The organism is Colwellia psychrerythraea 34H (assembly GCF_000012325.1).
GTDB lineage: Bacteria > Pseudomonadota > Gammaproteobacteria > Enterobacterales > Alteromonadaceae > Colwellia > Colwellia psychrerythraea_A.
This window is the reverse complement of the sequence record NC_003910.7, coordinates 1,707,191-1,733,036: the sequence shown is the minus strand read 5'-3', so window position 1 is coordinate 1,733,036 and position 25,846 is coordinate 1,707,191. Positions and strand designations below refer to the sequence as shown.

Here is a 25,846-nt window from a genome sequence, read left to right as displayed (position 1 = left end):
TAATAATAAGCCAATAGCCCATTAACATTGATGTTGAGGATGTATACATAACAGTGAGAAATCAGAATAAAAATCAGACAAAATGTAACAATTGATTACATGTGAATACGTATGCAAAACAGCTCTATACAAGTTGTATTTAGCTTTAACGAGGGTAAGTTGAAATAAAATTAAAGCAATTATGAATAAAGAATAACAAACGTTAAATGGAAGATTTATGACGTGAAGGGATACGATCTATATGATGTATTGTGCCCAAGAGTAAGATTGGGGCTAACCGTAACTATTGCCACAGAAGACTAGGAACAGCTTATTTTTAATTCAATTTCTTTCTCCATGTAACAACAATGGACTTCAAAGTTTTGTACCCCCGCTGTGATAATTTAAAGGATAAGCTTGGTGAACTTGTAATGACTAATACCTCATAGCGTTTCACATCAACTAGTTATGCTCTTGAGGATTGAATCGACTAAATCCAGTGTCATCATTCAGCTCTAATATTCCCTTTCGCAATAACGATTCAACGGCTTTATTAATACCATTGCATAACTTAATGCCATCGGCATCATTTTTACAAACATAAAAACTTTCTAGAACAGCTACGGGTTTATCTAGATTGTAATGGATTTTATTGGCCGCATCATTCTTTTTTACTGCTATCACAGTTCCTGGATAACCCCCCAAAACACCACCTATACGCTTATTTAACAACAATTTAATATTTACAATATCATCCTCTTGGGAGGTGAAATGTAAGCGTGGATTTGATTTGATTTCTCTTCCGTAAGAAAACCCCTGAACAACACCTAAAAGTTCATTTTCAAAATCGGAGAGTTCAAGCAAACCAGAACCTTCTAATGTGAACAATATTATGCGTTTATAAAAAATGGGTCTTGAAACAACATATTGATGCTTTTCTCCAGGTAGGTTCTCCCACAATTCAGGAAAATAAACATCAAACGTTCCATCTTTGATACCTTTTCTCGTCCTATTTAAAGATGTTAGCGTTAATTCGGCATCTTTACTCATTTCCATGAATATAGCATTATTCAATTTATTAAATATGCCTGTGCCATCTGCTTTAAGTAAGCCTGGCATCAAATAGCTTCCTATTTTTATAGGTTCTTTGGTATCGTCGATAGATGCCCAAACTATAGGCATAAAGGCTAATTGCCAGCTGATTAAAAAGAGAAAAATCAGCTTAAAATTCATTACATTGATTATATATTTAGTCAAAATTTACGTTCCGCAACATGAAAAGCTACTCAATAGTTTTTCATACTCTCGTTGATAGTCAGGTAATAAAGTAGCAGCGTATATTAGTCGCCACAACCTAAATAAAGACTTATTAATTATTTTTAATATCAGAAATATGTTTATAACATCCAGATAAATATCTGCTCTGTATAAAGTGAATTCGGATTATTTTTGTCTCGATAACGCCTCATTTAAAGGCTAAAAATAGTTGGTTAAATATTAGACGACGGAGCAAAAACAACTGTTTTGTCCTTTTGACTGACCTGCTAAGTGCCTTTATACATATTCTCTCTGTGAGATTTCATCTCATCTAGTAAACAGTAATGATCGTGGAAATCGTTACTATTTATAAAAACCACAAGTAATTATTCTAATAAGTTATCCGTGTTTTTCTGCAATATCAAAGGCTCTTCACTGTTTACGATTAACGAGGTTTAGCAAATACTTGTGTCCAGTAATAGGTATAAGTTACATTGCTGTTTTCACTACACGCTAAGCCCATTTCCGTTGGGTTTTCGCTCATAATATTCTTACAATGTCCGACACTACCCATCCACGCATCAACTACAGACTGCGCATTAGGTTGACCCCCAGCAATATTTTCTGCCACATAAGACCACGTGTAACCTTGAGCTGTAACCCGGGTCGAGACTGTACTTCCGTCAAGGCCTGTATGGCTGAAAAAATCATAGTTAGCCATATTATCCGAGTGCTCTTGTGCAGCCAAAGTTAATACAGCATTCCAGTTTAGTTCAGCTACAGGGCCATAACTTTCACTGCCACAAGTTTGTTCCTGTGCACGCTTTTCATTAATCAAAGTCAAAACGGCAATCAAGTCATCGTTACAGCTGATTTTGCTATAATTGGTATCACTTTCTGTGTCACTGCTCGAGTCGGTACTCTCATCAGGGCTTTCATCATTAGAGACAGTTTCATCAGATCCCTGGTTGTCACTAGATGATCCATCATCACCACCACAGCCAGAGATCAGGCCCACACAAAAAAATCCCACTAACCAATAACGCATATTGCTCTCTGACTATTATTAAATATAACAAGCCTCATCATAGCAAAAGTTTTAACGCTTTAAAGTAATTGATTTAAGATTTTATAGTTCTGGTGAACCAAGTGTTGATAGGCACTAACGCCCTACTAAGAGGCAAATAAATACTTGGAAAAATCTGGCATGCATTGACAAAAGCCAAGCTTTATTTGTCCTGCTTTAGTAACTTATTATGTGGCAGATACACTCTGACTTGGAAATGAAACTTCCAAAACTAAACAGTCTTGCTCACAAATGAATGGCCCATGAATTTCACCTGGGGGACGACTAGCAAAATGACCAGCCTCTAACCATTGATCAAATGCCACATCATAAAGTCGGCCAGAAATTATATATATTTCCTCAGGATAAGCATGTGATTTACCACCAAATAATTTTGTATCGGCTCCAGCTTTGAATCGTGTCAACCTAGTGTAATCGCCTGTAATTGAATCCATAGCAACGGTTAGCTGTTCTAGCATTCCATCACTACCTTCTATAGATTCCCATTTATGGGCATTACCTGCGGATAAAGTATTCCAATATGTTGCAGTATTTTTAGACATCGCAGTCTCCATGACACATAACTGTTCTCCAAAGTGGCACAAGATCTAAGCGGAACCTAACCAACTGCTTTTGTTCCGTTCGAAGTTCTTATTATGTGATTTTTTATCAAGAATGATCAATTTGTATATCATTTGGAAAGGGGGTTCCCTTACCAATTTCAAGCGCATCCTTGAGGCTAAGTAAGAATACTGCCCATTTAGTATTACAATGAGCCATAAAATCAGTTGTTTCATGCCAGTTAGAATGAGTAAACCTTACAAATGTTTGATTCTCTACAGTTTCTAACTGAAATGAAATCTCTGTACCCATCCATGATTCGGGCATATTCCCAGCATGTTGCCAACATACAGTTTTATTTGGAATGAGTTTTGTAACCTTAAAATCGGGACCTCCACCGTTAAAACGAAACTTAATCGTTGAGCCCACAACTCCTGCTCCAGATATATCGTTAGTCCACCATTTTTTTAGTCCATCATCTGTAGTCAATGCTTGATATATTTTTTCAGGTGAAGCCTTAATACCAATTCGGTGATTTATATTAACCATAACAATCTCCTAAAGTTGAATAAGCACATAACGCCCTGTTAACAGACAATAATATAGTTAGTTTAAATGAGTGACTAAGGAGAAAAGCCAACTGTATTTTGTCCCTGTTTAACAGCTAGTGATAATTCATTTTACTCTAACTCCCCGACTTTAAAAAGAACCAGGCAGCAACAATAATAATAAAGAATGCAGGAATCCTTGCTATAAACCATGAAGTCATTTTTGGTAGGTTTATTTTATTCACAATAAAATTAGGGTGAACGGATAATAATAATAATGCTAACCAAACAATTGGATAAAACCAAATTAAATAATCCCACGTGCCAAAGAGGATTTTTTGAAATAGATAAGGAAAAGCTCTCAATAATATTAATGCTGCCAATCCTCTAGTAGTAACATCAATAGTAGAAAGAATGACCTTGCTATGACTCATACACTATCCATGGTTTATAACGCCCAAATAAGGTTTTGTTATTAATTTTCTCAAATTGTTGATCGAAGCGAAACTGAGCAAACTGTTAGCAGTGATCTTCCCCCGATAAAGTGGACACCATCCACTTTAATTCACCGCCAATTCAAACTCAGCAGGTGTTTTATATCCTAAACTTGAATGCAATCGTTGTCTATTGTAAAAATAGTTCATGTAACCTTTTAATTTTGAATGTAATTTATCAGTAGTCGCGAAGACATTCCCTCTGATTAAATCAGCTTTTAATGAATGAAAAAATGATTCAACTTCAGCATTATCAGTACAACAACCTGGACGGTTCATACTCGCCGTAATGTTATGTTTAACTAAGAACTGCTGCACTACATGTGCTCGATATTCAGCGCCTCTGTCAGTATGAAATAACAAGGGTTGTGTCGGTTTACGCTTCTTTATTGCTAGCTGCAGCGCTTTCAGTGTCAGCGCTGTTGATTTGTTCTGACCAAAAGCCCAACCAATGATACGACGTGAAAATAAATCTAATACAACGGCTAAGTAATACCAGCGCGATCCTACTTTCAGGTACGTAATATCTCCCGACCATTGCTGATTGATAGCATCAGGCTTACTTATGTTTTTACGATTGTTTTTGATCGCTTTATAAAAGAACTTCACCTTAGCTGGCCTGCTATAAGTCTTGAGCGCTCTAGCGCGTAAGCCATTTTCTCGCATCAACCGTGCAACACGCTTCTCACTCGTTGTAATACCTTCACGCTTTAATGCATGAAATACGCGTGGGCTGCCGTAGGTTTGATGATTGTTATTAAAGACTTGTTTGATATTTAAAAGTAAATCCGCATCATTAATAGCACGCATTGAACGTGGACGTCGTCGCCATGCATAAAAGCCACTACGAGAGACATCAAGCCATGAGCAAAGGTATTTAACACCTAAGGCTTCTTTGTGTTTTTCGATGAATCCAAATCGCTCTGATGGACTTCCGCCAGATACCGTTGCCACTTTTTTAGTAAATCATTTTCCATTTTTAAACGGTCGTTTTCTTTTTGCAGCTGTTTAATTTTATTTAGTTCTTTCTTTGTGGGGATTTTACTCATGAGTTCACTATTGCTCTGATAGTGTTGGTTTTTTTTAAACTTCCCTTCTCGGTATTCTTTACGCCAACGGCTTAGCATTAACGGGTGAATATCCAACGCTTGAGCAACATCCTTAGATAACATGTCGTTTCGTAAGCTTAGCTCGACAGCTTTAATTTTGAAATTAACAGGGTAAAACCACGTCTTTTTAGGTTGGGTATATCTAGGCATTTTAGCCTCCTCAATGTTATGAGGAGGTGTCCACTAAAACGGGGGAACTTCACAGTCCCGCTTTAAATTCTTGTTAGCTGAAAAACTCCATTAGTTCATGAACAATGCCAGATGGATCTTTAAAAGCCGAATAACGTCCCCATCTATTTTGGTTTGGTGATTCATGCACAAAAACAACACCTTTTGACTTCAAATCTCTAATTTTTTCATCCAAATTTTGAACAGTAAAAACCAAGGTGGAATTAGCATTATAACCATGCTCATATTCGATTGATTCCATCCCGCTCTGGAACATAAACACTATATGATGACCAATATTTAATTTTAAACAGTCGTTATGCTCTTCCATCAATTCAAGTCCTAAAACATTCACATAAAACTCTTTTGAAATATTAAGGTTATGAACGACTAATAACGTTGATGGATTCTCCATAGTTTACTTTGCTCCTAACGCCCCAATAAGGGGCTAAAAAGTTGTTGGCTAAAATCAGCGAGGCACGAGCATGGCCAACTGTTTTTAGTCCTGCTTTATTGACTCGTTATAAATCGCTTGCACTAGAGTTCTTGTGTCGCTTTACAAAACGCCTAACTTTCAATGTTGGCACCCAAATTCCAGCAAGAATAACCATTGCAGGTAAATACAAACTCATTATTGAGTCTCCACTAATATCATAGTTCACACTAACTAAACCAACCTGAAGTAAGAGCATTAGCATAGCTGTTGAAACAAGAGGATATGATAAATCTCCTAGCTTATTAATTTCTACACTTTCTTGAGATTTATTCATTTAATGATTTCCTTTGTGATAGCTGCACCACCGTTTTGAACTAGACTCATAACAGCTTATTATGTATATGTCTCAGTAATAACGCCCACTTCAAAGTTTAATAACATAACAGAAGACATCATAAATTCAATCTGTTAAACACACGGTTACATAGAGTTGTTTATAGTACTAGATATCCAACCTTTACAGATGAACTAATCTATTTACTCCCTATGAACCAGAAAAGAAACTAACTAGAATAAATAATAAAGTTGCAAGAGCAATTAGTCGAATTCCTTACAAATCTTATGACTCTATGACTCTATGACTATCACACGCAACATTCACTTTTTATTATTAGTCTGTGTATTTAACTATTAATTAAAAAGACTGAGAGACACATTTATAGTCTCTTTCAGATCTTCTAAGTTACTCCCATTTCTCGCAGAAATAGCTAAACCGAATTGCAGTGTTAAAAGATAATTTGCTATTGCTTTTGGCGAGTTTTCATCTATCCCCCTCCCTGCCTGTTGTTCTTCAAAAAACTCAGTCAACGTCAATAGGGTTTGCTGATTAATGCCATTAATATTCATTGCCGAATTTTCAGGTAAACAACAGCCCGCTATTTCTGAAGTAGATTGACTAATCAGGCAACCTTTAGGTAAGTCTGGGTTTGTTAACATGTTCGCTATCGAGAATAAGTAGTTTTTGACTCGTTCCTTTAAGCTTAGTTCTGTTTTAAAAAGCTCAGCTAAGTGCACTACACCATGTTTATTTAAATAATACTCAATAGCTTGATTGAATAAATTTTCTTTATTGCCAAAAGCAGCATACAGGCTCGACTTGTTAATACCCATTGCATTTGTTAGATCTGTTAACGAGGTGCCTGGATAGCCATTTTTCCAAAAAACCAACATGGCTTTTTCAAGTGTTTTGTCTTTATCAAAGCTGCGATGTCGGCCTGCTGTCATCATCATTTTCTCATTTTATAAAATTCATGCTTGCAATTCTGAACCGTTCGGTTTAAATTGTCAACATCTGAACTGAACGGTACAGAATTATTTTAAACTTATAAAGGGAATACACGAATGAATGATCTAACAGGAAAAGTCGCGGTAGTAACGGGTGGTAACAGTGGTATTGGTTATGAAACTGCAAAATATTTTAAAGAAGCTGGCGCGAATGTAATTATTACAGGTCGTTCAGCAGATAAAATCTCTACTGCGGCGGCTACATTAGGTGTTAGAGGTATTGTTGCTGATGTTATAGATTTATCTGCAATTGATGCCCTTGTAGAGCAAGTAAAAAATGAGTTTGGCACTGTTGACGTGTTATTTGTTAATGCCGGTATTTTCAGTCCAGCTTCTATAGGGGAAAATACTGAAGAAATGTTTGATACTCAAATGGGAATTAACTTCAAAGGTGCAGTATTTACCACTGAAAAGTTTTTACCGATAATTAATGATGGCGGATCTATTATTAACCTTTCTTCTATTAATGCTTATACCGGTATGCCAAATACGGCTATTTATGCTGCCTCTAAAGCGGCACTAAATTCATATACTAGAACAGCAGCAACTGAACTTGCGCCAAGAAAAATACGTGTAAATTCAGTAAACCCAGGCCCAACATATACCCCTATTTTTGGTAAAACAGGTATGCAAGAAGAACAGTTAAATGAGTTTGCAGCTGCTATGCAGAATAGGATTCCATTAAAACGTTTTGGACAACCGGAAGATATTGCAAAACTCGTTACCTTCTTAGCTTCTGACGATGCTTCATTCATTACAGGTGGAGAATATAATATAGATGGCGGCATTAATATAAACCCCATTTTGTCTTAATGAAATCAATGTAAATATTTTTCACCTACTTAAACTGAACGGTAGGTGTTTATATTATTCAATATTACAACGAGAGGAAGTATGATTATGAACATTTTAAGGCTTGATGCAAGCATGAGAAAAACAGGCTCATATAGCCGAATTTTAACTGATAAGTTAATTGAACAACTTACAAGTGGAAAAAATAACGAAGTAACAATTAGGGACTTGGCTGATGGTATTCCGTTGATTGATGAAAATTGGATTAAGGCTAATTTTACTGATGTTGATGAGCGAACTTGTGAGCAAAAAGTGTGTTTGGTCGCGTCTGATATATTAGTTGATGAACTATATAAAGCAGAACATATTGTAATCGGTCTTCCTATTTATAATTTTGGTGTACCGGCAGCCTTTAAGGCATGGATTGACCAAGTTGTTAGATCTAAATTAACCTTTCGTTACGGTGATAATGGGCCAGTTGGTTTAGTAGAGAATAAAAAGGCATATATCATTATTGCTTCTGGTGGCACAAAATTAGGCACTGAAATTGATTTTATTTCTGACTATTTACGGCATATATTAGGCTTTATTGGCATTACCGATGTCACCTTTATTGACAGTAGTGGTCTTGGGCGAGATGAATCTCAAACTTTAGCTCATGCACATAAAGCCATTGAACGTGTTTAAACAGTAAATACATTGATAACGCTAATTTCAGTTCGTTCGCCTGCGGTTAGGTATTAATTCAAATTGCTTGCTGTACTGATATTAATAAGGAATTAAATAAATGAACAATCAGAAAACTCCAGTTAATATTCATGACTATTACCATGCTCATGTTTATTTTGACCAAGAAACTTTAGAATTTGCTAAAGATTTATGTATCAAGGCCGGTGATTTGTTTTCCTTGAAAGTTGGTAGGGTGCATCAAAAGCCTATAGGCCCTCACCCTAAGTGGAGTTGCCAAATAACTTTTTCATCAAATAATTTTGATCAACTTATTCCATGGCTTGAAGATAACCGTCAAGGGTTAAGTGTATTAGTGCATGGGTTAACCGGTGACAACCTCCAAGATCATACTGAGTATGCATATTGGCTTGGGAGTGATGTTGAGTTAAGTTTAGCTATGTTTCAACCTTAGCTAACTCGTAGATTATTCAATAAAGGCATGTGTCTAAATTTGTATAGTTCGTAGTAATGATTTTTATTGCTCTATTAATCAGTGTTAGTTATTGGACAATCACATTGTTGTAGGCGGTATTTATTGAACATTTTATTAACCAAGACAGTGCCAACGTGCATGAATAATAGGAAATTTGATGAGCGTTATAAAACTAAAAAGTAAATTGAAATACTGCCACTATGCTTATGATGATGAAGGGTATGTTATTCATATGCTGACATCAAACGAGCGTACATTTTTTACTAATGCATATATTATAGAAACGAAGAATTCCATCGTTGTTGTTGATACTCTAATGGTTAATTCTGATGCTATATTATTGCGACAATATATGGATAACATTAATAAACCATTAATTGCGGTTATTATTACTCACGGGCATCCTGATCATTATAATGGCACCGAGATTATTACTGGTTTTAAAGAAGTTCCAATCATTAGTACCAAGGGAATAAGGGACTGCATCCAAGACACCGTTGATTCAAAAGAAGTAAAGTGGAAGCCATATTTTGGTCAAGATTGGCCGGAGCATAAAATACTACCGAACCAATTAGTTATAGATAGTGAAGTAGTCAATTTAGATGGCCTAGATTATAGTTTCAGAGATCTGGGAGCTGCGGAATCTAGCAGTGACTTATTTTTTACATTGGGTGAAAAACGGTCGGTTATTTTTGTAGGAGACGTAGTTTTCAACAACATGCACGGATTTATGAATGATGGTAATAGTGCACAATGGTTGAAGGTATTGCAGAAGTTACTAACCGAAATAGCTGATGTTAAGCTGCTGTTTACTGGTCATGGTGATCCAGGAGACACACATCAATTAGTTCAAAGACAAATTGACTACATTAGTCATTATAGATCTAATCTTCTTGCAATAATTAGGGGTAACCAATTATTAAATGACACACAAAAGCAATCATTCGAGCAATTGATGATGGCGAATTACCCTGAATTTCAATTAAGCTCTTTTATCAAAGCAGGTATTGATGCGGTTTCTCAAGAATTGATAGTTGAACAAAATGATAAACCCTAACAATCTAGACTTAATATTACCCCAAAATATACTCACTTTATCAAAGTATTTTCACCTACAATTTATGGCCTTGCGCGCAGTGCTTGCTTTATTTTTTTAACAAAATAATTCAGGAGTTCAACTGTAGTGGTGCAGTAATTTTGGTCACTAATGTAGAGTGCTTGAGTCATGTTTTTAAGGTGCTCTCTTTTGCCACAGAGCAGAATTGAGCACCTTAAAGTTAATCTTGATTCGAAATAGAGCTTATATCGCTAACGCTAATAAATCACTTTGACCAAGCGAACTCTTTAAAAGCTTCATCTATAGGCGTTTCGGATAAATGATTTATATAGTTACTCATTATTTTTTGAGAAATGCCTAGCACTATTTCTAACAATTGACGGTTTTCATAGCCTACTTGATAAAATGAAGAGATTATCGTGGGATCTGGACGCCCCCTATCGCGCACTAAAGCTAGCGTGGTTTCATGTAGTACCTGTAATTTTTGAGTCGGCAATGTAGTGCTATTTCTTAATGCCTCAGTAATTTCATCATCAATACCCATCATTTTTGCAATGCCTGTGTGTGCAGGCACACAATAATGACAATCATTTTCTACGTTAATCGTTTGCCAAATAACGGTTAGTTCTTCATTATCAAAACTCGTCTTTTGAAACAAATCATGCAGTAATTTGTATGCTTTCAAAACGTTCGGTGCTTCTGCCATTACCGCATGTAAATTAGGTATCATGCCAAAGGATTTTAATGAAGAGTCTAACTGTGCTTTACTTTCTTCTGGGGATGATTCTTGCGTATGTAATTTAAAATTCATGCTAATAATTCCTGTAGAGGGTTAATTTATGGAAAATAATAATGCTTAAATAAACTTAGCCAATTAATTGAAATTGCGAGTCCATCCCTAGATCTCGTGTTGAAATAAGTGCCTGATACTCCTCTGAGTGATACCAGTTATAAGCATCCTCTCTTGAAGGAAACTCTAAAATCACCTGTGCTTTATGCTCAAATTTCCCGTGTAATTGCTCAACGCTTCCTTTAACTAAAACTTCACCAGAATACTTGGCAAGTGTAGAGGCTACCCTTGCACCATATTGCTGTAATTTTTCCGCATCTTTTGGTGTTAATCCAACAATAATATAAGCAGTCATGATTTTGTCCTTTGGTTAATTTTTAACTAAACCGGTGTGATTCAGTTGATAAGTTCATTGTATGGAGGCAAACCAATCTATACAATACCGAAACAATGAACTCACTGTGTAGTATTTATGGACAATATAAAACAGCTATCTCGATTAATAATATTTGCTGAAGTAGTGCAACAAGGTTCATTTACTGGCGCTGCAAAACAATTAGGCATTACGAAATCAGCCGTAAGCCAACAAATAAAATCACTCGAAGCTGATATGGATATTCGTGTGTTAAACCGTACTACCAGAGGAGTATCAACTACGGCTTTAGGACAAAAATTGTTATCTAGATGTCAGGTATTAAAAGATCAGGTAGATTTGATTTTCAAAGATATAGTGAATGCTGAAGAGAACCCAAGAGGTCGATTTGCTATTACCTTGCCACATTCTTTAGAAAGTAACGTGGTGATGCCGGCCATTGAACAATTATGTATTGAATACCCAGGAATTGAGCCTGAGATTATTGTGAGTGATAGTAGCTTAGATTTAGTTGAAAATAATTTAGATGTTGCTATTCATGCCGGCGATTTACCTGATAGTAGTTATCGCGCCCTACCTATAGGTACTATCACTGAAATATTTTGCGCTACTCCACTGTATTTAAATAAAAACTTTACGCCTCAAAAATTATCAGATTTAGCACAATTAAAATGGATTTCTACCAGCTGGCAAAAACAAAAAATGTCAGTTTACAATAGTACGAATAAAGAGAAAGTAACGATTGAGCTTACACAATTTTCAAAGGTAAACACTTTTTCTACTGCACTAGCTATGGCACTTCGGCATTTGGGTCTCGTGCTCTTACCTGACAACGTAGCAAAACCTCTTATAAAGTCAGGAGAACTGGTTCACATAATGGAGCAATTTACCGGCCCTGTGTGGCCTGTACATACATTACACGCATATCAAAGAGAAAAGCCGGTTCATTTAACTAGGTTTCATCAATTACTTTGCAATCATTTCCATAATTTATGAATTTAATATCATAAATCACGATGAAATTACTGCACTGAATTATTAAGTAAAACATCAGGATAGTAGATTTTTAACTTAATCAAAAACACATAAAATATGCTCAAGGAATGTTATTAATACTTATGAGCATCATGGCTAACCATTACATTAGAAAATAGAACAATTGAGGATAACCTCTTTCGTTCGCACAAAGTGAGCATATTTTTTAATGTGCTTTGTGACTCATAATTCCACAAGAATTTGAAATTTATTCCAGCTCTATTGCTGAGAGTTAGCCAAACCCTAAGGAGAGTCAAACTGTTTGCAAAGAGCACTATCGAAACATGATCACTTTTGCCACAAAAACGACCTAATTTAGACCTGAATTCATCTTAATATATACTCCGCACTGCCACCAAGTTTTTATCAATAGTTATAAAAAAGAGTATTACCTCTAAAGCGCTTTCCCACCTATTGCGAGGTAGGATATATAAACCAATGACCCGAACCACTTAGCCACTAGATCTAGGAAATGATTTAGTTCCCCCCGACACTCCATGCCGCAGTAGTAGATTCCCAATCCCGACAACGTCGATAAAGTTTTCCATAAGAGTTAAAAAATACTCACATTCCCCCCTGTGAGTGAACAATGAGTTGACGATTAGCGTATATATCAGCTACTTAAAATACAATAAAATTAGTAAGGAGAGCAATCACCATTAATTTTTATCTAAGGACATTTTTTATGAAAAAACTACTACTTACTTATTCACTTGTTTTATTGAGTCTTTTTTCAATGACATCAATACACGCAAGCGAAGCTGATATGCGTAATACCTATGCTGTCACATGGACGATTGAAACGAATGATACTAGACTTTTTCAGCATACGATTAACGAACAAATGACTAAAATGTTAAAGTTATGGGGCGAAGGCATATTAGAAAACGTCTACCTAGATAACAAAAAAGACGAAGTTAGTGTTCATAAAGGCGATGTAGGCAAAGTGATGTTCTTTATCAAAGCTAAAACTGAGGAAGAAGCTAAAAGCGTGCTAGATACAATGCCTTTAGTTAAAAATAACGTAGCAAGCTACCAATTAAGACTAGCTGGCGTACTTTGGTTAAAGCAGTATTAATCTAAGGTTAGGATAGCCTCAAGGCTTATTTCGTGTTTTGCCGCCATTAATAAATTGCGTTAATGGTGGCTTATATCCCTCTCTTTTATTCTCCGACTGTCATTGATACTTTAGGTAAAAAATGTTTTTAGGATTAGCCGCCAACGTTCGGCACTAAAAAGTGCGATAAAAATGAAGTTGGGCACTATAAATAATAGGTATCCTTAGAGAACTTCATACATAAAATTATACAGATAATCGCTCAGATAAATAATCGATTAATAGTCTAATCCTTCGTGATAGGTTTCGATTTAGCGGGTATAGGGCAGAAATAGCAGTGGGGGGTTGATAGTAATCGCTAAGTAATAATTTTAATCGACCTTTTTCTACGTGCTCATTGAACAAAAAGCTTGGCCCAAAACCAATACCTAACCCATTGAGCATGCCCTCAACAACCAAACCACCATCATTACTTATAAAATTTCCTTTGGCTTTAACAGTAATTGATTCACCGCTAGGAGAACGAAATGGCCAACCTTTATTTATTTTAGAATCGCCATAAATTAAACAGTTGTGCTGCATCAAATCTGCCGGTTGAAAAGGTTCTCCCCACTTTTTGATATAGTCAGATGAAGCAACAACCTGAAAGGTGCAGTCCATTAATCGACGAGATATAAGACTTGAGTCTTCAAGTTGCCCTACTCTTAGCGCAATATCTATCCCTTCTTTTACTAAATCTTCAATACGGCCACTAGCAATGACCTCTAGTTTTATTTCAGGGTATTGAAGTTGAAAGTCGATTAGTAGCTGACCAAAACCTGAAATGATAAGACTCTGTGGGATTGTCATTCTAATTTTCCCCCGAGGTGCTCCTTGTCTATCCATAACTTCAGCACGAGCATTCTCTGCTTCAGCCATAATTATCTTACAGTGGTTATAGAATTGGCTACCTTCATCAGACAAGCTCAATGTTCGCGTGGTGCGATAAAGCAAACGGCACCCTAGCTCTACTTCTAATGTTGAGACTTGTTTGCTGACAAATGATTTAGAGAGTCCAAGCTTTTCAGCTGCCCCAGTAAAACTTCCTGCCTCTACAACCGCAGAGAAAGTTTCCATCAATGTTAAAATATTCACATTAGAACCTGTGAGTAAACAATAAGTTGACCACCAGCATATATATCACTATCAAAAATTACAATAAGCTGTGGTTAAGAAATTAGGTACAACTCGTTAGAGACGACATTAATTGTCAGTAATATGATTAAAAAGGTAGTGATGAACACTAGAAATGGGACTATTAGCCAAAAAAGCGCATTTTTTACTGGTTTATAAACTTATTGCAGCATTATTTGCGCATGTTACCGGCGCACTAAAACATCGTTTTCTAGATAAGCCTGAAGCCGATGTATTGCCACGTATGTTGCCGACACGCGTATAAAAGCAGTTTATCGTTGTTTAATTAGACTATTAACGGTTATTCAAATTTAACTCTACGGGAGCTAACACAATGACATCATTCATGCTTTACCATCATCCTTTATCGGTATGCTCAATGAAAGTGAGACTGGCACTCGAAGAAAAGGGACTTGCTTGGTCGGGACGTGTTATCGATATTGTACAAAAGCAAGAGCAGCTTGAACCTTGGTATTTGAAACTTAATCCAAAAGGAGTAATTCCCACAGTAGAGTTTAGAAACGGAACCACAAAAGTATTGACTGACTCTGCTCATATTATTCGGGCAATTGCTTCGTTATCCGAAGGAAACGCTTTGCTCCCCAAAGATGAAAGTGATAGGCCATTAATGGATCAATTAATTGATTTAGCTGATGATATTGATCTGCATATTCTCAGTTATGCCCGACATCCATCGATGGAAAAATCTGAAGAAATATTGAATGAAAGAATACAAAAAACATTATTGATGTCTGAAAAACATCCTAAACTTAGCGCTAACTATGTTGTATGTGCTAATCGCTCAGAAAAGACTAAGAAATTTCGAGTTGATAAACAATATATCGAAACAGTTGAAAACAACGCATTAGAAGCAATTATCTTTGTTGAAAAACAATTGCAAGATAATGATTTTCTGCTGGGTAATACCTACACCGTAGCTGATGTTATTTGGACGGTAGCACTCTCAAGGTTTGATTTATTGGGTTATAGCAGCTGGTTAGATAAAAATATATTTCCACGCCTCGCATCCTACTACTTAAGAATGCAACAACGAAAAAGTTACACACTTGCTCAAGTTCAGAGTCACTGGTGGAGCAAATAAAGATCTACATTAATTTTTAAAGGAATAGTTTATGAGAACAATATTGCAAAAGGTCACGTTAATCGTTGGCTTGCTCATCTCTTCACTTGTCATGGCATCGTCAACATTTCCAACACAAGAGCCTATGGGGGGTAAAACATTTGGCCACAGTGTTAAGCATGTCGGTAACGGCATATACGTATTTCGTTGGTGGGTTTATCGTAATTTTTTTGTGGTAACTGATGATGGCGTGATTATTTCAGATCCCCTAAACCCGAAGGCTGCGAAGTTAATGCAGAGTGAAATTCGAAAGATAACAGATAAGCCAGTTAAGTTTGTTATTTATAGCCATAATCATCATGACCATGTCTCTGGTGGTAATGTATTTAAAGCAGAAGGCGCAAAATATATTGGCCACAAAAATATGTTAAAGCAGCTTGAAGACCACCCTAGTCCTGTATTGCCAACTCCTGATATTGTTTTTGACGATAACTACACAGTGAAGTTAGGTAAACGTACCATTGAGCTATCTTACTTTGGACCTAATCATGGTGATAGCCTTATTGTGATGCGATTCCCTGAAGAAAAAATTCTTTTTGTCACAGATATTGTAACGCCACGCAGAGTTGCCTTTAGAGGCATGCCAGATTTTTGGCCTGACGAGTGGGTTCGTTCTTTAAAAGAAATTGAAAGAATGGATGTTGATTATGTTATCTCTGCTCATGGCCCAGAAAGTGAACCCGCCATTGACCCTGCCTCCGTAATAAAAGAGCAACGCGTTTACATAGAAGACTTAATGACTGCAGTTAAAAAAGCAATGGATGCTGGAGTCCACAGTCCTGATGCCTTAAGAAAACAGGTTAAATTACCTAAGTACGAAAACTGGCAATATTACCAACAATGGCTACCAATGAATATTGAACGCATATGGGCTTTTTATCATATGGGCTGGTAATGCTAAGCATTTTTGTCTTATTAAATAGTGTGTCTTTATTATTTTAAATCAAAGAAGACTTTGAAATCTATTGATTGGACAGTAATTATCATCTATATAAATTCACCAGTGTTAGAGTATTACTATGTAAATAACACATTAAAAATGATCGCTACAAACTGATATATAAGGATTTTAAAAGAATTATTTGTTCACGACACCAAAATTTTAGCAAACAGTTTTTACCTGTCTTTAAGTATTAACTGAATTTAGTCATCAATATGGAGATAAATACATGATTAGAAAATTAGTTTGTATAACAATGACTTCCGTCTTTATTAGTGGAACGTTTTCCACCGCCTTTGCCGCAAGCAGTAGCGGAGAAATAAAAACAAGCGATCCAAGTAAGCATTTTGATGTAAAAGGTAAAATGCCATCAAAATTCACCATTGAATTACAAGAGGGACAGCGTAAAAGTCTACCCTTTGAAGACAAACGTGATTTTGAAGAAGCAAAAAGAGGCTTTATTGCTGCGCCAAAATATAAACAGATTATGGCAGAAGCTGGTCACGTAGCATGGGACATGGGAAGTTATGAGTTTCTACTTAAAGAGGGCCAGAACTTCGACAGCATGCACCCTTCACTACAGCGTCAAGCTACGCTTAATATGGCCTATGGCTTGTATGAAGTATTGCCTGGGAAAATATACCAAGTACGTGGTTATGATCTAGCCAATATTAGTTTTATTAAAGGTGATACCGGCTGGATTATTTTTGATCCACTAACGACTAAAGAAACGGCTTCAGCCGCGCTTAAATTCATTAATGAACAACTTGGCGAAAGACCTGTTGTTGCCGTTGTTTATTCTCACTCTCATGGAGACCATTTTGGTGGCGCTCGTGGTGTTGTTGATGAAGCCGATGTTAAAAGCGGTAAGGTAAAAGTTATTGCATCAACAGGTTTTATGCATCATGCAGTTTCCGAGAACGTAATGGCCGGTAATGCCATGACTCGACGATTATTCTTTCAATATGGTGCTCTTCTGCCCCGCAGTCCATTTGGTCATGTTGATCAATCCATTGGTAAAAACATTGCAAGCGGCAATGCTGGCTTGCTTGCGCCGAATGTCATTATTGAAAAAGACTTTGAGACCATGACCGTTGATGGTATCAAAATGGTCTTCCAAAATACCCCTGGCACCGAAGCACCAGCCGAAATGAATACCTGGTTCCCAGAGATGAAAGCGTTCTGGGCAGCCGAAAACATCACAGGCACCATTCATAATATTTATACTCTACGTGGGGCATTAGTGCGTGATGCACTGGAATGGTCAAAACAAATCAATGTAGCACTATACAAGTTTGGCCAAGATGCTGATGTTATGTTTGCATCACACAGTTGGCCACGCTGGGGAAATGAGCGTATTCAGGAAGTTATGCGTACCCAACGTGATACTTATGCCCACCTAAATAACCAAGTTTTGCATTTGGCTAACGAAGGTGTAACGGTTAACCAAGTTCACAATGTTTATAAATTGCCTGATAGCTTACGTAACCAATGGTCAGCACATAGCTACCATGGCTCTGAAGAACATAATAGCCGTGCGGTTATTAACCGTTACTTAGGCTATTGGGATGCTAATCCTGCGACATTGATGCCTTTGTCTCCTGAAGACTCATCTCCCTTGTATGTTGAAATGATGGGTGGTGCTAAGAAAATAATGAAGAAAGGTAAAGAGCTGCATGATCAGGGGAAATATTTTCACGCCATCGAAATTCTAAATAAGTTAGTTTATGCCGAACCTAACAACCAGCCTGCAAAAGATTTACTGGCCGACGTATATGAACAAATAGGTTATCAAAAAGAGAGCCCGAGCGTTCGCAACAGCTTCCTAGCTGCAGCTTACGAATTACGCCATGGTATGCCAAGCGGTGCATCCCCCTCAGCGGCTGGACCTGATGTAATTCGTGGTATGTCTACCGCGTTATGGTTGGACTTTTTAGCCGTACGTTTAGACGTTAGTAAAACGGAAGGTAAGCATTTCACCATTAACTTTGTTACTCCAGATAATGATGAGAAATACTTGGTTGAACTCAGCAATTCTGCTCTAACCAATATTGAAGGTATTCAGTCGCCAAAAGCTGACCTAACCATAACCATGAATCGCACTGAACTTAATGATGTGATGATGGGCATGGCAACCCTTGATGATAAAATTAAGGCAGGTAAAGCAAAGTTAAAAGGCAATAAAAAGCCTTATGACGAACTGAAAAACATGTTGACTACTTTCAGTATAGATTTTGAATTGATACCTGGCACCTTGCCTAGTGCTAAATAGCTTTTCATCGTACATTTCTAGTGTGAGTACTGCCCATTACTGGTAGTTAATAAATAGTTTCAGCGGATGGTTCATAGCCACCGCTGAATCTATAACCTACCAAAACACACTATTTCTAGCTTATAAAACTCCAACAACCTTTTCTCTATATTGAGTTAACTTAGAAGTCGAAAAACAAGCAACTGAATACGCCTAATTACATGGGAGCGAATTATTGGATGGCAAAACTAACGAGTAGACCGAAATGTGTTAGATTCCAACTAACGTTATATTTGCTAAATAATGACATTTTCGAGATATCCACCTCCTTGTATTTTTTTATTTACTCAAAAAAAAGAACAATTAATTGTGAGTATAATTTCGATTAAATTGGAATAAATCAATGCTGTTAAAAACTACGGTAGGCTTAATTTTATTTGTATTTTGTACTTTTTGCTGTGCAAAAGATCTTGAGGATAAAGTACGACCTAGAGCCGACCTCTTTCAAAGTAAACTTAATAATATGATGCAAGATACCGCTTCTTGGTTAGATGATATTGATGGCTCTACTGAGGGCGGCGCGTCTGCAAAAGGGTATTTACAGTTAGGTTGGTTACCACGTACAGCAGATTTAGATGAGTTTGATGCCAAATTTAAAGTTGCCTTTAATTTACCTAACTTGGATGAAAGACTTGCCTTAATTATTGATAACGACAATGAAGATGAGCTTTTACTTGATTATGAGTCAGACCCTTTTCAAGACAGCCAAGAAAGTGTGAACTTAGCAGTTCAGTATGCAAAAGAATTTAACAAAAATAACAATATAAAAACCAGAGTCGGCGTTAGTCGTAAGCAATTATATGTAAGAACCGAAGCGAGCTTAAATTGGGAAAGTGAAACGTTTAAGTTTGAGCTACTCCCACGAGTTGACTATTTTTATAAAGATGGTTGGGGTCCAGGTTTAAAAGGAGCGATTGCCTATTACCTCGAAGGTAGTACTGTCTCTTTTTCAGCAAGTTGGCAAAAGCTCGAACATGAGGCTAGATCTAGAAGAAAGGTAGGGTTATTTCATGTTTTTAAGTTAGAAAAAAATCAATTACTAGTAAGTGGTATTCAATATAATAAAAGTAATAACAAAGAAGATATATCAAATGAAACCTATTATTTATCATTACGATATAGAAACTTGTTCTATAAATCATGGCTATATTTTGAAGTTGAACCTTTTATTGAGTTTAACCAAATTAGAAATTTTAGAAGGGAACACGGTATTGCATTGAGTTTGATCAGTTATTACGGTACTTAATTTTTAGCGCTAATACTCCGACTTATAAGGGTATAGGTTTAATCACCTCTTCTGCCAAATTCAATGGTAAATTAGGGAGATTTTTCAGCCACTTTGTGCCAAAAGCAGTAAGAGATAAATGATTATCCAATTGACACTAAAAGAAACGCATATTAATGGGGACTTTCACTTATCTTGTGGTTTTATCTTCGTTTGTATAACAAATAATATTATGAAATACAGCCTGATGTTCTGACACATTGCGATAACCGTGCTTTTGATTGGCATTGAACTTTACCACGTCACCTTTGCTTAAATGGTGCCACTGCCCATTGAGAAGATATTCCATATCTCCTTCTATCACCAAAATATGCTCTATCACTCCATCATTATGGGGAGCAGAAATTTGCTGGTGTAACGACGCTAAGGTTAGGGAAAAAACCTCACTCTTTGTTTCAACATCGAAGGGAAATAAAGTAGAGATAGATATACCTGCCTCACTATTTAACATATTTTTAGATACGTCATCGTCCTCTATCGCTAGAAAAAAATAGCTTAACGGTAAATGAAAACCAGTGGCTATATCCCACAAACGCGCAACAGTTGGGCTTGATTCGCCTCGCTCAATTTGCCCTAACATTGCCTTTGAAACGTTAGTGTTCTTACTTGCAATATCAAGACTCCAACCTTTATTGGTTCTCGCCAATTTTAGTTGACTACCTATGGCATTGTTGAAATTTATACTCATTACTTCCCTTGTGCGTTATAACGCATAGTGGTACATTGTGCGCTATAACGCACATTAAAATCATTGTGAGGGAAATAGGTATGTTAGTCAATCGCATAATAAGCGCGACTGTTGCTGGATTGGTTGCCGTTGTTATTGGTTTTGCCAGCTCCGTAGCTTTGATCTATCAAACAGTTATTAACTTAGGCGGTGATGCAAGTCTCGCATCAAGTTGGATATTAACGTTAGGATTATCAATGGGCATAACGTCGATTGCCCTCTCATTTTATTACCGTGTTCCAATACTGATTGCTTGGTCAACACCAGGCGCAGCATTACTTATTGCAAATACTCAAAATTTTAACCTCAACGAAGCGATAGCTGGCTTCATGTTCTCAGCATTGCTAATTTTCTTGTGCGGTATTACCGGTTGGTTTGAAAAATTAATAAACAAACTGCCCTTTCAACTTGCTTCTGCAATGCTGGGTGGAATTTTGGTTAATTTTGGCATTGATGTTTTTAATCAAATGAATAAGGCGCCACTGCTGGTGATCGTCATGTTTTTTACCTATTTAGTTTGTAGACAATTGATGCCAAAATTCACCATGTTATTCGTGTTGATCATTAGTGTAGTGCTTGCGTGGCAACTTAAGTTAATGACGTTTACTGCATTTTCTTGGCAGCTAAGTGAATTTACCTATATTTCACCTGAATTTAATATGTCCGCGGTACTTGGTATTGGCATTCCCTTATTTCTTGTCACGATGGCAGCACAAAATCTGCCAGGCATTGCGGTATTAAAAGCTCATAATTATAAAGCCCCGGTATCGTCGATATTAAGTGTTACCGGCTTTGTGAATATGCTTGCCGCTCCCTTTGGTGGTTATGCCATAAACCTAGCGGCAATAACAGCAGCGATATGTATGACTAAAGACGTGGATAAAGATCCTAAAAAGCGTTATTGGGCTGGAATCTCTGGTGGTGGCTTTTATATATTAATGGCCATTTCTGCTGGATACCTGATGCAAGCTTTCGCATCATTACCTAATGCACTAATTTATTCATTAGCGGGTATGGCTTTATTTACCACTATCAATAGTAGTATTCAGCAAGCGCTCTCTGACGATAAAATGTCTGAAGCGGCAATCATTACCTTTCTCGTGACAGCGTCTAACTTGTCACTATGGGATATTAGCTCTGTATTATGGGGATTAATCGCCGGCTCAATAACCTTAATGACTCAAAGCTTGCTGAATAGATCCAACGACAAATTATGCTAACTATAAGTACGATTTGAAAATTAAATACTTTAAGATATGTTAAGAGATAATAATACTGTAGATTTCATACATATGAATGCTCATACCTATGAGCATTCATAAACACTTAAGGTACTGACATGGAAAAATATGTAATACTTTTTAGAGGAATTAATGTTGGGGGTAAAAATTTATTACCTATGAAAGCGCTTGTTCCTCTGTTAGAAGAAGCTGAATTTGAAGAGATATCTTCTTATATTCAAAGTGGTAATGTGGTTTTAAAAAGCTCAACTAATCCAGCCGATGTCATTCATAAACTTGTAATGGACAATTTTGGCTTTTCTCCTGAACTCTTCATTTTGAATGAAGCAGAATTTAGTAGCGCTATGACAAATAACCCCTATCAAACATTCGAAGGTAAGTTCGTGCACTTTTATTTTTGCCATAATGCCATCGAGTTAAACCAAGAAAAAATGACTAAATACCTCGCTGAATCAGAAGTCTACCTTGTAAAAGACAAGGTATTTTATTTACATGCCCCACATGGTATCGGCCGCTCTAAACTAGTCACTAATATAGAAGCTTGTCTAGGCCAGCCAGCTTCAGGTCGCAATTTAAATACCACCAATAAAGTCAGTGCTATGTTAAAAAAAATGTAAAAGGCCCTACTAAAAGTAGCACCTTTTAACTATATAGAAGTCTTACGTTTGATGTGAGATAAACTGAACTCTTATTACGAAAATATATTTTTCAAACTATCTGCCAGCTCAACAAAGCGCTCTTTCATACTTCGTCTTACTTTAATACTAACACCGCTGAAAATAGAGAGTCCTTCAATTATAATAGTCGGTTTATTCAAACTACTCTGATTAGCGCCTGAAGACCTTGATTGGCTTGGCGCTATATTATCAATGCCACCAAAGATACAAAATGCTTTTGATATTACATTGACATTCTCTGGGACATAAATTGTATCGCCGCTAAATAAGCTAAACATTTTAATACGCACAACTTCTTGGCTAAATTGAGCATCAGTAAAATCAATATCCGTACCACTAAATATGCTTAGATAGCGAGTTTCTTTTGCTACTCGCCATACACCTCCACGTGTGCTGCCGCTAAAAATATTTACCATGTAGTCCAGTTCTTCTGTTTCACCTCCTACATAATTAGGGGCTAAATCTTGTTTTTTACTTTCGACAAAAGCTTTGTCAACAGCTAAGGGTAAGTCGCTGGTTAGATCAACTAAGTCTTGATGGTTAGCCAATTCCATAGCTTGGTCTAAACGACGTTCAAAAGCCTCATAAGATAATTCAGCATGACTATAATTCATGATCAATTGGTCAATCACTTCACTACGTACTGTTTCAATAGGTCTATCTTTTAGGGTAACGGTCATTTTACTTTCCTTGTTTTTTTAAGTTTCGTGATTACTTATTTACAAATGAGTAACACTCTAACAAATAAAGAAGCAACGACAATGCCAAAAATATTTATCTTTAAATACAAAAAGTTATGAACACAAAGAAATATTCGAGTGATACATATACAATTATATGGTGATTTTGACCAAAATAAGGGGAATACGGTAGAGTAATATTTGAGATGTTTAATAAGTAATTCAGAAAGAAAGAGAGGTTTTCAGTTTAAAGATGTGCTGCGAAAATATAAAATGAAAGCACTCATTGTTCAAACATTCGATGTTAGTCAATGAGCACTTTAGACGTATTAATGATGCAATACACTACTATGATGAATAACTACTAGTGAAGTACTGCGCGGATAGGGAGACCTGCACATATTTCTGCTTCAGCGATTAATATTTCTTCTAAACGCTGATCAACTTCTGCTTTATCGCAATACTCGTATGCAAGCTCAACAAATAAGTTTTTATGCTTCTCTTCTGATTTAGCAATCGCTTCATAAAGGTCTTTGTCTTTACCTTCAGGCAGTGCTTGTGAAACCAACCAGAACTTCTCATAACCACGGGCTTCAATAACTGCTGCAACAAGCAATCTATCCATTAAAAAGAAGCTAGTACCGTTACGAAATAAGGCACGAATTTGAGTAATGTATGGGTCTTTTTTATCTTGACCTAAGGTAACATCGCGAGCCACAAGTAACTTTAGTACTTGTTTGAAATGAATAAGCTCTTCAATAGCTAAATCAGTCATAGCACGGACAAGTTTAGCTTTGTCTGGATAATGAGATAACATTGCCATTGCCATACCTGAGGCTTTCTTTTCCGCTGCCGCATGGTCTTGTAAAAAACGGTTAAAATCAGCCATTACAGCATCAACCCAATCTTGACCAGTGTGGTGTTTTAATTCAAACATAGTTACTACTCTCTAAGACTATACCCGTTCCACTTGAAGATGCTCGTTTCAGGAAGTCTGAGCGATTCATAATCAAGGCGCATTTTTTTATTAAGGGTCATTCCCTTAAAAATAAATGTAACGCTGAGTATGATTTGCTCAGCCTTCCCCCAAGGGGCTGGTTTAGAAACGCTTTACGCTACGTTATTGATTTCGACAATAGAATAACTATTCTCTTCAATCAATGCCATGCCTAAAGGCGTTTCTAATTCCAGCTGAATCATGCATCTTCAAGTGGAACGGGTATATATTTATTTAATGAAATTTAATTGACGAAATTGGCATGATTTTACCTGTGAACTTTTCACTCTACAATAGCTAACCACTGAGGGGTTTAATAATTACTTTTATCGCAGCTAATAAAGCACCTTATCAATGCGGCCCTTATTAGTCGACTCTACTTTTAGCGGATTATTAAGGTGCTGCCAGGCTCTCACTTTACCGCCAATATTTATTTGTTTAAAACCGCCCTCTCTTGCTTTTTCTTTTTCAATATTAAGGAAAGACAACATGGCTAAGTAACTCCCTTCGTCACCTACATCTATGGTAAGCAGATCTTGAGGTCTGTCTTGAAAGTGTTCAGTAATCCCTTGCTGATGACGGGTGTAACAATCTAGCAAGAACTCATCACTGTTAATATTCTCTTCGGTTAATGGAGAGAAGGTTTCACTGTAACAACGCTTTATATGGGGATTAAACCCTCCATCAGTACGTTGTAAGTTAACTAACATGCGTTGTAAAAGTTGCTTAATTGAAGGAAGCCAAAGCTCTGGAGCACGCGTTAAGTGAATGAACCGACTATTAGGGAAGTCTTTATCAAGTGTTTGATAGTCACAAAATATTGGCGTATCAGCTAACACTTGTGCTTGAGAAAATGAATCCTGTGTATACGCATTATGAGCCGTTTTATAACCTTGCTCTAACATTGCTAAACACACGCTGGTGGTTGCCGTTCTCGGTAAACCAATAATAAAAATTTTCTCTGTCGACACTTAAGCTAAACCCTTTAAAAGTAAAAGTTGATTGCAGTAAAACACTCTGAAATCACGTTAAAAACATGCGATTATAACTTATTTGTTTGGCGCTGTTGAATTTTGATGTGCAAAGTTGGTTCAATTAAGTGCCTTTAGAACGTACCTTAAGAAATACGAACGTCAGTTTGTATTAAAAATAGATAATTGACAGCATAAATATCGACAAATATCTATATAACAAACGTCCAATTGACAGTGATCAATAAATGCCTTATTTATGAGAGCATACTGAATTTACCCGTTATCATTCAAGATGCAGTTTTCAGAGTGCTTGAGCAATTTCAATTCAAGGCGCTGTGATGAAATAATGGTTGTTCCATTATAATTCACAGCAACGATGAAGTGGTATTGCTCAAGTACTTCTTTGATGGGTTTAAAATCACTTTATTCGGCGTTAAATAATCAAACCATAGAATGACTATGCTTAAATTAT

Annotated in this window: 29 protein-coding genes; 13 read left to right on the top strand and 16 right to left on the bottom strand. The window is 36.6% G+C overall.

Annotation, left to right across the window (positions count from 1 at the left end; all coding sequences use genetic code 11):
• Positions 1–441 precede the first annotated feature (441 nt).
• The 9 genes from CPS_RS07495 to CPS_RS07450 form a co-directional block, all read right to left on the bottom strand.
• Complete coding sequence (locus tag CPS_RS07495) at positions 442–1,236, bottom strand: transporter substrate-binding domain-containing protein (protein WP_041736795.1); 795 nt, start codon at positions 1,234–1,236, stop codon at positions 442–444.
• Between the two features lie 445 nt (positions 1,237–1,681).
• Positions 1,682–2,284: a CAP domain-containing protein gene (locus tag CPS_RS07490; RefSeq protein WP_011042522.1), complete on the bottom strand. Its 603-nt coding sequence runs from the start codon at positions 2,282–2,284 to the stop codon at positions 1,682–1,684.
• Between the two features lie 206 nt (positions 2,285–2,490).
• Entirely contained in the window at positions 2,491–2,865 is a 375-nt protein-coding gene (locus CPS_RS07485) for a cupin domain-containing protein (protein ID WP_011042521.1), read from the bottom strand.
• Positions 2,866–2,971: 106 nt separating this feature from the next.
• Positions 2,972–3,412, bottom strand: a complete 441-nt coding sequence (locus CPS_RS07480) for an SRPBCC family protein (RefSeq protein WP_011042520.1) — start codon at positions 3,410–3,412, stop codon at positions 2,972–2,974.
• Between the two features lie 136 nt (positions 3,413–3,548).
• Positions 3,549–3,845: a hypothetical protein gene (locus tag CPS_RS07475; protein ID WP_011042519.1), complete on the bottom strand. Its 297-nt coding sequence runs from the start codon at positions 3,843–3,845 to the stop codon at positions 3,549–3,551.
• Positions 3,846–3,971: 126 nt separating this feature from the next.
• Positions 3,972–5,164, bottom strand: a protein-coding gene (locus tag CPS_RS23250; RefSeq protein ID WP_076611770.1) for an IS3-like element ISCps9 family transposase whose coding sequence is annotated in 2 segments (ribosomal slippage) — positions 3,972–4,856 and positions 4,859–5,164 — 1,191 coding nt in all. Because the reading frame shifts where the segments join, the coding sequence is not laid out codon by codon here.
• Between the two features lie 73 nt (positions 5,165–5,237).
• The gene (locus CPS_RS07460; protein ID WP_011042516.1) at positions 5,238–5,597 is read right to left on the bottom strand and encodes a VOC family protein; all 360 of its coding nucleotides are present in this window, start codon (positions 5,595–5,597) and stop codon (positions 5,238–5,240) included.
• A 106-nt stretch (positions 5,598–5,703) separates the two neighbouring features.
• Positions 5,704–5,952 (bottom strand): hypothetical protein, encoded by a 249-nt coding sequence (locus CPS_RS07455; protein WP_011042514.1) that lies wholly within the window; start codon positions 5,950–5,952, stop codon positions 5,704–5,706.
• A gap of 356 nt (positions 5,953–6,308) precedes the next feature.
• Entirely contained in the window at positions 6,309–6,908 is a 600-nt protein-coding gene (locus tag CPS_RS07450; protein WP_232769054.1) for a TetR/AcrR family transcriptional regulator, read from the bottom strand.
• A gap of 111 nt (positions 6,909–7,019) precedes the next feature.
• Between CPS_RS07450 and CPS_RS07445 the strand changes: the two genes are divergently transcribed.
• From CPS_RS07445 to CPS_RS07430, 4 genes are all read left to right on the top strand, one after another.
• Positions 7,020–7,775 carry an SDR family NAD(P)-dependent oxidoreductase gene (locus CPS_RS07445; protein ID WP_011042512.1) on the top strand — a complete coding sequence of 252 codons (756 nt, stop codon included), beginning with the start codon at positions 7,020–7,022 and terminating at the stop codon, positions 7,773–7,775.
• Between the two features lie 87 nt (positions 7,776–7,862).
• Positions 7,863–8,441: an FMN-dependent NADH-azoreductase gene (locus CPS_RS07440; protein WP_011042511.1), complete on the top strand. Its 579-nt coding sequence runs from the start codon at positions 7,863–7,865 to the stop codon at positions 8,439–8,441.
• Positions 8,442–8,541: 100 nt separating this feature from the next.
• Entirely contained in the window at positions 8,542–8,895 is a 354-nt protein-coding gene (locus tag CPS_RS07435) for a DOPA 4,5-dioxygenase family protein (protein ID WP_011042510.1), read from the top strand.
• A 178-nt stretch (positions 8,896–9,073) separates the two neighbouring features.
• Positions 9,074–9,973 carry an MBL fold metallo-hydrolase gene (locus CPS_RS07430; RefSeq protein WP_011042509.1) on the top strand — a complete coding sequence of 300 codons (900 nt, stop codon included), beginning with the start codon at positions 9,074–9,076 and terminating at the stop codon, positions 9,971–9,973.
• 265 nt (positions 9,974–10,238) lie between these two features.
• Here the strand turns inward: CPS_RS07430 and CPS_RS07425 are convergent, their stop codons facing one another.
• The gene (locus CPS_RS07425; RefSeq protein ID WP_011042506.1) at positions 10,239–10,784 is read right to left on the bottom strand and encodes a carboxymuconolactone decarboxylase family protein; all 546 of its coding nucleotides are present in this window, start codon (positions 10,782–10,784) and stop codon (positions 10,239–10,241) included.
• Positions 10,785–10,839: 55 nt separating this feature from the next.
• Positions 10,840–11,118 carry a DUF1330 domain-containing protein gene (locus CPS_RS07420; protein ID WP_011042505.1) on the bottom strand — a complete coding sequence of 93 codons (279 nt, stop codon included), beginning with the start codon at positions 11,116–11,118 and terminating at the stop codon, positions 10,840–10,842.
• Positions 11,119–11,235: 117 nt separating this feature from the next.
• On the opposite strand from CPS_RS07420, the gene CPS_RS07415 reads away from it, so the two are divergent.
• Both CPS_RS07415 and CPS_RS07410 read left to right on the top strand, forming a co-directional pair.
• Positions 11,236–12,132 (top strand): LysR family transcriptional regulator, encoded by an 897-nt coding sequence (locus tag CPS_RS07415; RefSeq protein ID WP_011042504.1) that lies wholly within the window; start codon positions 11,236–11,238, stop codon positions 12,130–12,132.
• Positions 12,133–12,856: 724 nt separating this feature from the next.
• The gene (locus tag CPS_RS07410) at positions 12,857–13,249 is read left to right on the top strand and encodes a hypothetical protein (protein ID WP_011042503.1); all 393 of its coding nucleotides are present in this window, start codon (positions 12,857–12,859) and stop codon (positions 13,247–13,249) included.
• Positions 13,250–13,474: 225 nt separating this feature from the next.
• Here the strand turns inward: CPS_RS07410 and CPS_RS07405 are convergent, their stop codons facing one another.
• The gene (locus CPS_RS07405; RefSeq protein ID WP_011042502.1) at positions 13,475–14,362 is read right to left on the bottom strand and encodes a LysR family transcriptional regulator; all 888 of its coding nucleotides are present in this window, start codon (positions 14,360–14,362) and stop codon (positions 13,475–13,477) included.
• A gap of 154 nt (positions 14,363–14,516) precedes the next feature.
• On the opposite strand from CPS_RS07405, the gene CPS_RS23695 reads away from it, so the two are divergent.
• The 5 genes from CPS_RS23695 to CPS_RS07385 all read left to right on the top strand — a co-directional run bounded on the left by CPS_RS23695 (position 14,517) and on the right by CPS_RS07385 (position 20,039).
• The gene (locus CPS_RS23695; protein ID WP_011042501.1) at positions 14,517–14,666 is read left to right on the top strand and encodes a hypothetical protein; all 150 of its coding nucleotides are present in this window, start codon (positions 14,517–14,519) and stop codon (positions 14,664–14,666) included.
• 69 nt (positions 14,667–14,735) lie between these two features.
• Positions 14,736–15,503: a glutathione S-transferase family protein gene (locus tag CPS_RS07400; RefSeq protein ID WP_011042500.1), complete on the top strand. Its 768-nt coding sequence runs from the start codon at positions 14,736–14,738 to the stop codon at positions 15,501–15,503.
• A gap of 31 nt (positions 15,504–15,534) precedes the next feature.
• Positions 15,535–16,437 carry an MBL fold metallo-hydrolase gene (locus CPS_RS07395; protein ID WP_011042499.1) on the top strand — a complete coding sequence of 301 codons (903 nt, stop codon included), beginning with the start codon at positions 15,535–15,537 and terminating at the stop codon, positions 16,435–16,437.
• A 274-nt stretch (positions 16,438–16,711) separates the two neighbouring features.
• Complete coding sequence (locus CPS_RS07390) at positions 16,712–18,754, top strand: alkyl/aryl-sulfatase (RefSeq protein WP_011042498.1); 2,043 nt, start codon at positions 16,712–16,714, stop codon at positions 18,752–18,754.
• Positions 18,755–19,136: 382 nt separating this feature from the next.
• On the top strand, positions 19,137–20,039 hold the full coding sequence (locus tag CPS_RS07385) for a hypothetical protein (RefSeq protein WP_011042497.1): 903 nt from the start codon (positions 19,137–19,139) through the stop codon (positions 20,037–20,039).
• Positions 20,040–20,208: 169 nt separating this feature from the next.
• Here the strand turns inward: CPS_RS07385 and CPS_RS07380 are convergent, their stop codons facing one another.
• A complete protein-coding gene (locus CPS_RS07380; RefSeq protein ID WP_011042495.1) occupies positions 20,209–20,766 on the bottom strand; it encodes a helix-turn-helix domain-containing protein in 558 nt (185 codons plus the stop codon).
• Between the two features lie 59 nt (positions 20,767–20,825).
• Between CPS_RS07380 and CPS_RS07375 the strand changes: the two genes are divergently transcribed.
• Positions 20,826–22,025 carry a benzoate/H(+) symporter BenE family transporter gene (locus tag CPS_RS07375; protein WP_274377089.1) on the top strand — a complete coding sequence of 400 codons (1,200 nt, stop codon included), beginning with the start codon at positions 20,826–20,828 and terminating at the stop codon, positions 22,023–22,025.
• Between the two features lie 119 nt (positions 22,026–22,144).
• A complete protein-coding gene (locus tag CPS_RS07370; protein ID WP_011042493.1) occupies positions 22,145–22,663 on the top strand; it encodes a DUF1697 domain-containing protein in 519 nt (172 codons plus the stop codon).
• A 74-nt stretch (positions 22,664–22,737) separates the two neighbouring features.
• On the opposite strand, the gene CPS_RS07365 is transcribed toward CPS_RS07370, so the two are convergent.
• From CPS_RS07365 to CPS_RS07355, 3 genes are all read right to left on the bottom strand, one after another.
• Complete coding sequence (locus tag CPS_RS07365; RefSeq protein ID WP_011042492.1) at positions 22,738–23,403, bottom strand: LiaF domain-containing protein; 666 nt, start codon at positions 23,401–23,403, stop codon at positions 22,738–22,740.
• A 364-nt stretch (positions 23,404–23,767) separates the two neighbouring features.
• Positions 23,768–24,340, bottom strand: coding sequence for a tRNA-(ms[2]io[6]A)-hydroxylase (locus CPS_RS07360; protein WP_011042490.1), 573 nt, complete (start codon positions 24,338–24,340; stop codon positions 23,768–23,770).
• Positions 24,341–24,735: 395 nt separating this feature from the next.
• Complete coding sequence (locus tag CPS_RS07355) at positions 24,736–25,371, bottom strand: sulfotransferase (protein WP_011042489.1); 636 nt, start codon at positions 25,369–25,371, stop codon at positions 24,736–24,738.
• Positions 25,372–25,846: the final 475 nt, after the last annotated feature.